Source organism: Pseudomonas sp. QS1027 (assembly GCF_002814235.1).
Taxonomy (GTDB): Bacteria; Pseudomonadota; Gammaproteobacteria; order Pseudomonadales; family Pseudomonadaceae; genus Aquipseudomonas.
The window spans coordinates 216,254-228,519 of the sequence record NZ_PHSU01000015.1 but is presented as its reverse complement, the minus strand read 5'-3'; the positions used below and the strand labels follow the sequence as shown (position 1 = coordinate 228,519).

At 62.0% G+C, this 12,266-nt stretch carries 10 protein-coding genes; 3 read left to right on the top strand and 7 right to left on the bottom strand.

From position 1 onward, the window contains the following. Nucleotides 1-180 precede the first annotated feature (180 nt). Entirely contained in the window at nucleotides 181-1,581 is a 1,401-nt protein-coding gene (locus tag CWE01_RS15255) for an amino acid permease (protein WP_100941365.1), read from the top strand. 179 nt (nucleotides 1,582-1,760) lie between these two features. On the opposite strand, the gene CWE01_RS15250 is transcribed toward CWE01_RS15255, so the two are convergent. The 5 genes from CWE01_RS15250 to CWE01_RS15230 form a co-directional block, all read right to left on the bottom strand. Further along, nucleotides 1,761-2,999 carry a phospholipase D-like domain-containing protein gene (locus CWE01_RS15250; RefSeq protein WP_100941364.1) on the bottom strand — a complete coding sequence of 413 codons (1,239 nt, stop codon included), beginning with the start codon at nucleotides 2,997-2,999 and terminating at the stop codon, nucleotides 1,761-1,763. A gap of 166 nt (nucleotides 3,000-3,165) precedes the next feature. Then, nucleotides 3,166-3,813, bottom strand: coding sequence for a MotA/TolQ/ExbB proton channel family protein (locus CWE01_RS15245; RefSeq protein WP_100941363.1), 648 nt, complete (start codon nucleotides 3,811-3,813; stop codon nucleotides 3,166-3,168). Between the two features lie 40 nt (nucleotides 3,814-3,853). Continuing rightward, the gene (locus tag CWE01_RS15240) at nucleotides 3,854-6,133 is read right to left on the bottom strand and encodes a TonB-dependent receptor (RefSeq protein ID WP_100941362.1); all 2,280 of its coding nucleotides are present in this window, start codon (nucleotides 6,131-6,133) and stop codon (nucleotides 3,854-3,856) included. A 26-nt stretch (nucleotides 6,134-6,159) separates the two neighbouring features. Then, a complete protein-coding gene (locus tag CWE01_RS15235) occupies nucleotides 6,160-6,885 on the bottom strand; it encodes an energy transducer TonB (RefSeq protein WP_100941361.1) in 726 nt (241 codons plus the stop codon). 2 nt (nucleotides 6,886-6,887) lie between these two features. Beyond that, nucleotides 6,888-7,295 carry a biopolymer transporter ExbD gene (locus CWE01_RS15230; protein ID WP_100941360.1) on the bottom strand — a complete coding sequence of 136 codons (408 nt, stop codon included), beginning with the start codon at nucleotides 7,293-7,295 and terminating at the stop codon, nucleotides 6,888-6,890. A 189-nt stretch (nucleotides 7,296-7,484) separates the two neighbouring features. Between CWE01_RS15230 and CWE01_RS15225 the strand changes: the two genes are divergently transcribed. Both CWE01_RS15225 and CWE01_RS15220 read left to right on the top strand, forming a co-directional pair. Next, nucleotides 7,485-8,039: a GNAT family N-acetyltransferase gene (locus tag CWE01_RS15225; protein WP_100941359.1), complete on the top strand. Its 555-nt coding sequence runs from the start codon at nucleotides 7,485-7,487 to the stop codon at nucleotides 8,037-8,039. A gap of 19 nt (nucleotides 8,040-8,058) precedes the next feature. Next, on the top strand, nucleotides 8,059-9,660 hold the full coding sequence (locus tag CWE01_RS15220) for an alkaline phosphatase (protein WP_100941358.1): 1,602 nt from the start codon (nucleotides 8,059-8,061) through the stop codon (nucleotides 9,658-9,660). 31 nt (nucleotides 9,661-9,691) lie between these two features. Here CWE01_RS15220 and CWE01_RS15215 read toward each other — a convergent pair whose 3' ends face one another. Continuing rightward, a complete protein-coding gene (locus CWE01_RS15215) occupies nucleotides 9,692-10,837 on the bottom strand; it encodes a cell division protein FtsQ (protein WP_100941357.1) in 1,146 nt (381 codons plus the stop codon). Beyond that, nucleotides 10,837-12,252, bottom strand: a complete 1,416-nt coding sequence (locus CWE01_RS15210; RefSeq protein WP_100941356.1) for an MBOAT family protein — start codon at nucleotides 12,250-12,252, stop codon at nucleotides 10,837-10,839. The genes CWE01_RS15215 and CWE01_RS15210 overlap by 1 nt, the downstream gene beginning before the upstream one ends. Nucleotides 12,253-12,266 lie beyond the last annotated feature (14 nt).

The window sequence follows — 12,266 nt, the reverse complement described above, 5'->3', positions numbered from 1 at the left end:
CCTCGAGGCTTGCCCCACTCCTACAGTTTCTTCTCTATTTCCCCCTCGAAGCCGCGTAATACTTGAGCCCCGCACCTTCGGGATTTAATATCCACGCCGCTTATGTCGAGCATCAGTACCGGTTACACGCCTGGCCCGCTCAGGTCGACACCGAGAAGAAAAACTAGAGAAGGTGAAGCAATGACGGGTGAAAACCTGACACCGGGTTTGCTCAAGCGCGGCCTGAAAAACCGCCATATCCAGCTGATTTCCCTGGGTGGGGCCATCGGCACCGGGCTGTTCCTGGGTTCTGCCGGCGTGCTCAAGTCCGCGGGCCCGGCGATGATCCTCGGTTATGCGATCTGTGGGTTCGTCGCGTTCCTGATCATGCGCCAGCTCGGCGAGATGATCGTCGAGGAGCCGGTAGCCGGCTCGTTCAGCCACTTCGCCCATAAATACTGGGGCGGCTACGCGGGCTTTCTCTGCGGCTGGAACTACTGGGTGCTCTACGTGCTGGTGGGCATGGCCGAACTCACGGCCGTCGGCAAGTACGTGCAGTTCTGGTGGCCCGATGTGCCGTCCTGGGTCAGCGCGGCGGTGTTCTTCGTGCTGGTCAACCTGATCAACCTGACCAACGTCAAGGTATTCGGCGAAACCGAATTCTGGTTCGCGATCATCAAGGTGGTGGCGATCATTGGCATGATCGCCCTCGGTTGCTACCTGCTGATCAGCGGCACCGGCGGCCCACAAGCCTCGGTCAGCAACCTGTGGAGCCACGGCGGGTTCTTCCCCAACGGTTTCAGCGGCCTGCTGATGGCGCTGTGTTTCATCATGTTTTCCTTCGGCGGCCTGGAGCTGGTGGGCATCACCGCCGCCGAGGCCAGCGAACCGCGCAAGGTGATCCCCAAGGCGATCAACCAGGTGGTGTTGCGGATCCTGATCTTCTACGTCGGCGCCCTTACCGTGCTGTTGTCGCTGTATCCGTGGGACCAGTTGCTGACCACCCTCGGTGCTTCCGGCGACGCCTACAGCGGCAGCCCGTTCGTGCAGATTTTCGCCCTGATCGGCAGCGACACGGCGGCGCAGATCCTCAACGTGGTAGTGCTGACCGCCGCCCTGTCGGTCTATAACAGCGGCGTGTACTGCAACAGCCGCATGCTGTTCGGCCTGGCCGAGCAAGGCGATGCACCGAAATCCCTGATGAAACTGAACAAGCAAGGCGTGCCAGTACGGGCCATCGGGGTCTCGGCCCTCGTGACCCTGCTGTGCGTGGTGGTCAACTACGTGGCGCCCCATGAAGCGCTGGAACTGTTGATGGCGCTGGTGGTGGCCTCGTTGATCATCAACTGGATCGTGATCAGCCTGACCCACCTGAAATTCCGCAAGGCCATGGAACGGCAAGGCGTGGTCCCGGGCTTCAAGGCCTTCTGGACCCCGTTCAGCAACTACCTGTGCCTGGCCTTCGTCGCGCTGATCCTGGCGGTGATGCTGATGATTCCGGGGATCAGTGTCTCGGTGTATGTGATGCCGTTTTGGGTGTTGTTCATCTATGGCTTGTACCGGCTGCGGCTGGCCAAGGGCCGGATGCGTACCGTCAGCTGAAAAATAAAAAGCCGAGTGCACCGCAAACTGTAGGAGTCTGGCTTGCCAGCGAAGCCTTTGGCGCCTTCAGGTACGCCTTCGCGGGCAAGCCCTGCTCCTACAGTACGGTGTCGAACACACAGATTGCGTATGACACAAATTCCCTGGAGGTAGCTTCCGACAGCTACTGCGCGTAAGGATCAGGGTTTGCCCGGATGCGGCGCCGGATAATCCCGGGCGACATCCAGCGACCAGGCATACGGCCCGTCCCACAGTTGCTCATGCAAGGCCTCGATCCGCTCAGCCATGGCGCTGTTGTGCATCACCACTTCCAGGTTGCGCGAGTTGTCGAGGTAGCCGCCGAGCCAGTTGCTGGTCCCGACCCAGGCCACCTGCCCGTCGATCTCCATGGTCTTGCTGTGGATAACTCGCGCATAGGGGATAAAGCCCTGCGGGTCCTGCGGCAAGGTGACGATCTTGACCTGCACATTGGGCAGGACCGCCAGGCTCTTGAGGTAGGCGATTTCTGGTTTTCCGGTGTTCCAGTCGGAGACCATCAACTTGATCGACACCCCGCGCGCCGCCGCCGCACGTACCGCGTTATCAATCACGGCGTAGTACGGACGGGTTTTGTCAGGGCCGTAGGACAGCGGTGCATAGTCGAGCAATTGCACCCGCACTTCATGCTTGGCCTCGGCCAGCAAACGCGGTAATTCCAGCTGTGAATCGCCGACACCCGGCGGGTTGTAGCGTTGCGGGCTGGCCACCAGGTAGTTACCGGTGCGCGCCGGCTCTTTCCCGGCCTTGGGCAATGGCACCGGCTTGCTTGCCGCCAACGCGGCCTGGGCCTTCCAGTCCTGGTCGAAGATCGCCTGGACCTGGCCGACCATCGTTGCCTCGCTGACAAGCAAGCCGGTTTCATGGATGTGCTCAAGCGAGCGCCAGTCGAAGTTCTGGCTGCCGATAAACGCCTGCCGGCCATCCACCACCAGGTACTTGGCGTGGATGATGCCGCCACTCAGGCGTGCGTAGGGCAGGACGCGGAAGGTCAGGTTGGGGATCTTGCGCAGCCGTTCTAGGGTGGCTTCTTCGGAAAGCTTCACCCCCTTCTCTTCCAGCAGGAAACGAATCTTCACGCCACGCTTGCCGGCGGCTTCGAGGCTTTCAATGACCTTGTCCATCACCGAACCGGGATGGTCCGCGGCATAGAACTGGCCAATGTCGATGCGGCTTTTGGCGCCGTCGAAGAGTTCGATCCAGACCGGACCGGGTTGACGCAAATCGGGGGCGCCGAGATCGGTGGCGAGCGGGACGGTATGCACCAGCTCGAAACCGGGAATGGAAAAGTCCGCCTGGGCCAGCGGACTGAGCAGCAGGCCGACAAGGCTCGCCATGCCGACGCGCAACAGCGTCGGTTTAAACGTCAGGAAAGGGGACATAAGGGTCTCGTCCAGGAAAATAAAACGGCCTGTGCCTCTGCGAACGGGCTTACCCCAATCCCAATTTGTAGGAGCCGGCTTGCTGGCGATGAGGCCAGGCAGTCTTGCATCGCCTGATCGGCCGCTATCGCCAGCAAGCCGGCTCCTACAAGGGGACAGTGGTGGGTCAGGCCGTCTGCAACTGCACCGGACTCGCCGCCCGATGCGGCACTTCGCTCTGCACACGAGCACCGCTCGACGCACGGATCAGCAACATCTTGAGCTGGTCGTTGATGCGCTCCAGGCTGTCCTGGAAGAAGTTGTGGAACACCACGCAGAACAACGCGATGGCAATCCCCAGGCCGGTGGCGAACAAGGCCGTCCCGATACCACCGGAGATCTGCCCAGGGTCGGAAACACCGGCGCTGGCCAAGGCCTTGAAGGTATCGATGATGCCGAGGATGGTCCCCAGCAAACCGAGCAGCGGCGCGGCGGTGGTGATGGTCTCGATGATCCACAGGCTACGGGCCAACGGCGCGCGGCTGGCCAGGTACTGGGTGTCGATCACATCGTCCAGGTCCTTGCGCGGACCGTGGGTCGCCTTCTGCGCCAGTACTGCCGAGGCCATGTCCAACGGCAGGCTGTCACGCCGGGTCAACGCCTGCGGCAGGTCCTTCGCGCTGTGTACATGGGAGCCCAGGGCCTCCATCAGCGCCCGGGCCGAGCGCCGGACATAAGCGAAGTAGATGGCGCGCTCGATGGCGATGAAGATCGCAATCGCCAGGGCCGCATACATCACATAGAAGGTGATTTCGTGAAGCAGGTTCATGTCCATGATCGGGTGACCTCTGTCGGTAATACGCGTGGGACAAACATCAGAAATTCGCTTCCAGCGACATGGTCACCGTACGGTCCAGACCCACGATGTAGGCCGGGTCGCCATCGCGGAAACCGCTGTAGGTCGCCGAATTGGTCTTGGTGGTGTACACGCCGTCCAGGTACTTCTTGTCGAACAGGTTGTCGACGTTCAGGCGCAGGGTCGCGCTCTTGACCACCTTCTTGTCCACCGGCAGGTAGATACCGGCGCCGAGGTTGAACACGGTGCGTCCGGAGATGGCTTCGTCGTTGGTCAGGTCGCCATACAGCTTGCTGGTGTACTTGCCACCGAAGGTGCCGTAGAACAGGCCGTCGTCATAACCGATGTTGGCCGCCAGCATGTTCTTCGGCACGTTGGCGAACTGCTTGCCGGCGGTCGGCAGCAGGATCGCCTTGCCGGCGTTGTAGACGGTCAGGTTGTCCTTCTGCTCGGCGCGGGTGTAGGTGTAGGAGGTGTAGAAGTTGAAGTTGTGCGGCAGCAGCCCGCTCCACTCAAGCTCCAGGCCCTTGTTGTCGACACTGCCGGCGTTGATGTCGGCGAAGTCGCCGTTGATGTCCTTGGACGACACCTGGCGGTTCTCGAACTGCATGTAGAACAGGGTGGCCGCGACGGTCATGTCCTGTTGGGTGTAGCGCCAGCCCAACTCATGGTTCCAGCTGGTTTCCGGCTTGGAGTCGATGGAGCCCGCGCCCTGGTCATACAACACGTAGTTCTGCGGCACGCGCATGTTGCGCGACAGGCTGTAGAACAGCTGGTCATGCTCGTCGAGCTGGTACTTCAGGCCGGCGTTGGGCAGCAACTTGTTGTAGGTCTGGTGACGCTTTTCCGCCTTCTCGGTGATGCTGCCGTGGTTGGTGCCGTCACGCTCGACGTTCATGTAGGCCAGGCCCGCCACCAGGGTCCAGTCCGGGGCGAAGTACCAGGTATCCTGGGCCCAGACTTTCTGCGCCGGGGTCACGGTGAAGCGATCACGCCCCTGGACCTCGTTGCCATTGGCATCGACCACATAATCGGAATCCGGCCAGATGCTTTCCGGCTTGCCATTCTGCTTGAGGCGAATGAACGGCTGGGTCTGGCTCTGGCGCGCGCGCTCATACCAGTAGCCGAATTGCAGGCTGTGGCTGTCCAGGTCCCAGTTCAGTTTGGTGGTGATACCCGGACGCCAGGTCTGGGTCCGCGAAGGCCGGTAGTAGACGCCGGTGTTCGGCTGGCCGTCGGCGTTGTACTGGGCGGCGGTCGGCAGGTTGCTCAGGTCGAAGACCCCGCCGACGTTGGAACCGCTGTTCAGGGCATAGGCCGAGCTGCCCACACCACTGCCGTTACCCCAGTAGTAATACGGGATCACCGACAGCGACAGGTTGTCGGCCAGTTTGAACTGGGTGTTGAGCACGCCGGTAAAGGTCTGGAACGGGTTGAGCGCCAGGCCTTCGTAGCTGCTGATCTTGCCGTTGCTGCCCAGGGCCGGGGTCGAAGGGTACGGGTCGTAGGTGCGCCCGTATTTCTGGAACTGGGCCTTGGTCAGCTGGCTGTAGCTGGCGTTTTCCTGCTCGTGGTACTTGAGGATCAGGTTCGCGGTGTTGCCGCCGCCCATGTCGAAGAAACTGTTCCACTCGACCTTGTCAGCGCGCTCGGCACCGTTGCCGCGCCATTTCTGGCCTTCGGTGTGGGAGAACGACAGCCAGTTGCTCAGGCCGTTGACCTCACCGGTGTTGAGTCGGGCGAAGGTCTTGGTGGTGGCATGGCTGCCAACCACCTGCTTGACGAAGGCCCCGGTTTCCTTGGTCGGGCGAATGGTCACCACGCCGATGTTGCCGCCGCTGGAACCGATGTGCGGACCGTCGGCCTCGGACGAACCCTGGGTGACGAAGATCTGGTCGATGTTCTCCGGGTCGCCCAGCAGGTTGGCGTACAAGGCGTAGTTGCCGGAGTCGTTGATCGGCATGCCGTCGATGGACATGCCCACCTGGTCGGAGTTGAGCCCGCGCATGGTGAAGCGGAAGCTGCCCAGGCCGGTGGCGTCTTCACTGGAGATGTTCAGGCCCGGGGTGTACTTGAGCTTGTCGATGGCGTTGCCGGTCGCGGTCTGCTTGTCCAGCGCTTCCTTGGTCACCGTGGAGCGCCCCTTGATGCTCTCCTCCTGGACCATGTAACCGCCACCCACGGTCGCCTTTCCCTGGACACCGATGGTACCGACGTCACTGTCGTTACTGTCCGCCAACGCGACACCTTGGCTCATGCTCGCGGCAATCAATGCCAGGTGAATCTTTGAGAACCTCATCACTGTATTCCTGATCGTCGGTGCTTTTATTGCACGCTGTAGTTGAAGGTGGCGGTGAAGCGTTGCTCGTTACGTCCGCCAAAGGCTTGTTCAGGGAAAGGCTTGACCTGCTTGATGCGATGCAGGCTGTTGGTTGCCGCACGGTTGAGCAGCATGCTCGGCGCCGGGGTCTGGATTCCGGAGTCGAGGACACGGCCCTGCCGGTCCACCAGCAACCAGACCACCACCTCGCCGCTGGGGCGTTCGAGGGAGGCCTGACGTCCGGTGGGGTACTGCTTGTAGGTATCCAGCTCGTTGCGCAGGCCCTTGAGGTAGCCGCCCTCCAGCGCCTGGCCGTCGACTTTCGGTGGTGGCGGTGGCGCGGCCGGAGCCGGTGCCCGGGCGACCACGGGCTCGGTAGCGGGCTTGGCCTCGACCGGTTTCTCTGCCGGTTTGGCCGCCACCGGCTGTGGCTTGGGCACAGGTTTCGGCTTGGGCTCAGGTTTTGGTTCTGGCTTTGGCATCGGCTTGGGCGGTGGCGGCGGTGGCGCGGGCTCGGCCTCCTCGTCCTCGATCACCGGCGGTGGCGGCTCTTGCTCAACCACCGGCTCGGGTTCGGGCTCAGGCTCGACCAACGCCAACTCGACCGCCGACTCGTCGTACACCGGCTGGACCTTCAGCGGCTGGGACTGGATGCCCATGGCAATCAGCACCAGCGCCACGATGGCCGGGACGCTTCCCAGCCACTGACGGACTCGAAACAGGACGTACATGGTCAGGACTTACGCGTGGCAATGGAGACGGACGTGAAGCCACCCAGACGCAAGGTGTCCATGACTTCCACCAGGCGCGCGACTTCCACGCCCTTGTCGCTGTTGACGATGATCGTCGACTTGGTGTCCGGCTTCTGCGCCGCCTTGAGTGCCGACACCAGCGCGTCCACGGCAATGTCCTTGCCGTCGAGTTGCAACTGGCCGGCGAGCCCCAGGGTGAGGATGAATTTGTTCTGTGGTTTGAGCTGCTGCGAACTGCTCGCGCTCGGCAATTGCGTCTTCATGCCCAGTGCCGGAATCACGTTCAGGCTCACCAGTACGAAGAACACCAACAGGAACATCATCACGTCGATCATGGGGATCAATTCGATGTGTGCCTTGCGCTTTTTGGGTTCGTCCCAGGTTCTCATTCCGATGCCCTCATTCGATTAGGGGCGCCAAGCTAGCAACGGAAAATGACCGAACGGTTAACATTAATTTACGATTTGAAGGCTCTAAATCGGGCCTTACAAGCTGTTACACAGTAAATTTATCCATGTAATGAAGACGACACAATGTAGGTACAGTCTTGCAAAATTTGACTGGACGGACCTCCCATCATGAGTGTCGCCTTACCTCACCTGAACACCCGACGCCTGCTGTTGATGCCCTTGCAAGCGGAGCAGGCGCAAACGTTGGCGTGGCTGGCGGATGAGCCGGAAATCGCCAGCAACACGGGGGCGCTCCCCTCGCCTTACACCGTCGAACATGCACGGGAATTCATTGCCGACCAGGAGGAGCAATACCGCTCCGCTCGTCAGATGGGACTGGGTATTCATTTGAGTGAAAATCGTGAACTGATCGGCGTTATCAACCTGAGACTTTCACCGGCCCATCACAGCGCGCAGCTGGGATATTGGATCGGGGCACAGCATCGCAACCGTGGTTATGCCGGCGAAGCGGTCGGCGCGATGCTCGAGCACGGCTTTGTCGAACGCAAGCTGCAGCGCATTGCCGGTCATTGTTTCAGGCGCAACAAAGCCTCCGCACGGGTCCTGGACAAAGCCGGACTGCGCTACGAAGGCTGTCTGAAAGGCGCCTTTCTCAAGAATGGCGTCTACGAAGACATGCTGCTGTACGGGCTGTTGCGTGACCATTGGCAACCTCACACCTGATCATCCGCGAGCCGTGTCCATGAACAATAAGGTTGTACCAAGCGAAGGCGAACCGGGGGTCGACCAGGACCGCCGCCGAATCATCACCGGGCTGGCCGGGGCTGCGGTGCTGTCGATCCTCAGTCCCTTCGCCCGTAGCGCGGGGGTCGATTATCCCTTCACCCTCGGGGTCGCTTCGGGGGATCCGCTGCCGGATGGCTTTGTTATCTGGACCCGGCTGGCACCCCGGTTCAATGCCACCGATGGCAGCGGCGGCCTGAGCAAACCGGTGCCGGTGCGCTGGCGGGTGGCGAGCGACGCGGCAATGACCCGCATCGTGAAACAGGGCGAGGTGCTGGCGGATCGGCGCTTCGCCCATTCGGTGCACGTCGAGGTCGCCGGGCTGGAAGCCGGACGGCCCTACTGGTATCAGTTCGAAGGGCTCGGCGCACAAAGCCCGGTGGGACAGTCACGGACCACCCCGGCGCTGACGGCCATGACGCCGGCACGCCTGGGCTTCGTCTCCTGCTCGCATTGGGAACGTGGCTATTTCAGCGCCTACCGGCATCTGGCGGCGGAACAACCGGACCTGGTGTTTTTCCTCGGCGACTATATCTACGACAGTTCCTACGCCGCCGATTCGGGCAAGATCATCCGTCCTCACGGGGCCGGCAATGCCGTCGACCTGGCGGGCTATCGCAACCGCTACGCGCTCTACAAGACCGATCCCGATCTCCAGGCCCTGCATGCCTGCGCGCCCTGCGCCGCAACCTGGGACGATCACGAAGTGCAGAATGACTACGCCAACAAGTGGTCGCAGGATCCGGCCATTTCCACCCGTGACTTTCTCCTTCAGCGGGCGGCGGCCTACCAGGCCTTCTACGAACATATGCCGCTACGGGCCAGCAGCCTGCCGAGGGGACCGGACATGCGCGTCTATCGGCGACTCGACTACGGCCGGCTGGTGCAATTCCATATCCTCGACGGCCGTCAGTACCGCTCGGAACAGCCGTGCATTCCGCCCAATCGCAGCCACCAAGGGCATATCGCGCCAGCAGATTGCGCGGACCTTGGCGACCCGAAACGAACGATGCTCGGTTGGGAACAGGAAGCTTGGCTGGAACAGGGTTTTGCCCGTTCGAAAGCGCGCTGGAACGTGATTGCCCAGGACCTGCTGGTGGCGCCGCTGACACAACGCAATCCGGCCACCCAGGAATTGGGACACTGGACCGATGGCTGGGATGGTTATGGGGCGACGCGGGATAGGGTGTTGGCCTCCATCGAACGCACCCGGGTCAGCAACCCGGTGTTCTGGGGCGGGGATATTCATTCGTTCTGGACCACGGACCTGCATGCGCGCTCGGGTGATCCGGAGTCGAAGGTCGTGGCGACTGAGTTCGTCGGCACTTCGGTGACCTCCGATGGGCCGCCGTTCGAGTTGTTCAACGGCGTGTTGCCGCTCAATCCTCACGTGCGGTTTTTCGACAGTCGCCAGCGTGGCTATGTTTCGGTCGAGGTGCAGGAGCAAAAGATGCTGACGAACTTCCGGGTGATCTCCGATCCCCGGGATGTGAACGCCAGCGTCTCGACGCTCAAGCAATTCGTGGTGGAAAGCGGACGGGCCGGAGCGATTGCGGTTTAACCGGGGGACCGCGTTATCGTTCATCTCCAGCTCAAGGCAAACGCACATTCCCGTCATACGGCGTCTGCAGATCCCGCTCCGGAATCTCCCAGATCAGCAATTTCGGCGGAGTCTGCTTGAACGCAGGGCTGTCGAAGTAAGCTTTCGCCGCCCCGGAAAACTCGCCGCCATCCTTGGCGAAATTGCCCACCGGCGCGCCCACCGCCGCCTCCAGGAAACCGACAAAATTCGAGTTGCGCGAGAACGACGTGCCGATCAAGGCCGTGTTCGGCAGATTGTCATCACCAAACAGATCGTCAAGGTTGTCACCCGCCGCCGCGTCAGTCCGCTCCTTGACCTGCGTCGTCGCCACGCTCTCGGCCTTGGGCTGTAACGCCAACGGCAACCAGTCGATCCCCGCCAGGCGCACCAGATCACCCGGCCGCACAGCGGCGGGTTGCGTGCTCAGCTCATAGCTCTTGTGCGGCGTCACCGTGAACTTCAAGGCACTGACCGCCTCGGCAATCCGCCCCGCCGCCGCCTTGGCCCCGGCCTCGCTCCAGTGGGTATCGGTGCGCAGGAAGGCGCCCTCGCCCAACGGCTGAAAGCTCGACGTCAAATCCACCGCCATCACGCCCGCACCTTGCAGCCCGGTCAACCAGGCGGCAATCCGTGGCTGGAATGCAATCGGACGCCTGAGCGAACACAACTGAGCCGCCGCGATTCGGCTCTTGTCCGGCACCACCGCCACCAGCAACTCGATACCGCGCTTGCTCAGCGCCTGGCGCAAATCAAGCACCGCCTGTGCCTTGGCCTGGGCATTGGTCGCCGCGTTGCGGTTCACGCGCAACTCGTCACTCAGGAACAACCAACCCGGACAGCCCTCACGCACCCGTGGCCCGAGGTCGCCGTCGATCAACCAGCTGCCACCGCGCTCAAGGTCGGCGGCCTGCTTGGGCAGTGGCGCATCCGACAGCGTCTTGGCGAAACGGTGGGTGATCTCGCCATGCAGAAGCATGTCCGGCGTCACCACCTTGGGCACGAACTCGATCGTCCCCTTGAACATCAACCAGACACAGGACAAGGCCCCCAGCGCCAGGAACAGAGTGAAGACCACGCCCGCCAGGGGACTGGCGCGCATCGCCAGCGGGCTAGGCGGCGTGGGGGCAACGGACGGGGATTGCGTTGGCTGGTTCATCAGAATTGAAAGTACAGAAAGGGCACGGCTTCACGGCTGGCGATCAGAGCGAACGACAGGGTGAACCCGAGCACGGGCCAAAGGGCCGCAGCCAACACGAACAGCTCGTTGCCTGCGAAACGTCTTTCCACACGGGGCTGCAACAGTGGCGCGAGAATGCACGCCAACCCGAGCAACGCCGCCAAGCCATGCACCGGGCGCAAGGTCACGGCCAGGGCGTCGCCCAGGGCAAAACCGTGCAGGCCGAACTGGCCGCCATACATGCTCAGGGCCGTGGCGAAGTCCGGCGAACGGAACAGCGTCCAGGCCAGGCACACGAACAACAGCGTGGCCACATGACAAGCCCAGAGCGGCAGCCCCGGCAGACTCGAGCGCGACCAGGCGCGGTCGACGCACAAGGCCACGCCATGGGCCGAGCCCCAGAGCAGGTAGTTCCAGCTGTCGCCGCCATGCCAGAGCCCGGCGATGGCCATGGTCAGGAACAGGTTGCGATAGGTTTTCCACACGCCTTTGCGATTACCGCCCAGGGCGATGTAAAGGTAGTCCCGCAGCCAACTGGACAACGACAGATGCCAGCGCCGCCAGAAGTCCTGGATGCTGTAGGCCAGGTACGGGCGGTTGAAGTTTTCCGGGAAGTGAAAGCCCAGCATCAGTCCCAGGCCGATGGCCATGGCGCTGTAGCCGGCGAAGTCGAAAAACAGTTGCAGCGAGTACGCCAGGCAGCCGATCCAGGCATCGACAAAGGATGGGTTGTCCAGGTGAAAGGCCACGTCCACCAGCGGTGACAAGGTGTCGGCCACCAGCACTTTCATGCACATGCCGATCATGAACCGGCGTGCACCGAGGGAGAAATTGAACCAGTTGAAATAGCGCTGGTTCAGCTCCCGACGAACCCAGTCATAACGAATGATCGGCCCGGCAATCGAGTGGCCGAACATCGAGATGTAGGTGGCGTAGTTGATAAAACTGCGCTCCACCGGCACCACATGCCGGTGCACATCCACCAGGTAGGAAATCGCCTGGAGGACGATAAACGACAGCCCCGCCGGCAAGGCCACCCGCTGCCAGGCCATGGGCATGGCGCCATAATAGGTGATGAACTGGTTCCAGGTCGCGGCGAGGATATTCGCGTACTTGTACCAGCAGAGCACCGCGGTGTTGATCACGATCAGGGCGATCAACAGGCGTATCCGCCCCCGCGAATCCTCCCGCGAGCGGTCCACCCACAGGCCACCGACCCAGGCCAGCAGCGTCAGCACCATATGCAGGAACAGGAACAGCGGGCTCAGCCAGCCATAGAACAGCCAACTGCCGATCAGCAGAATGACGTTACGCCAGCCCGGGCGGGCCAGCGCATAGACCAGCAGAAAAGCCGGCAGGAACAGCGTCAGGAATTCAAGCGAGGCGAAAACCATGGCAACGGGCGCTT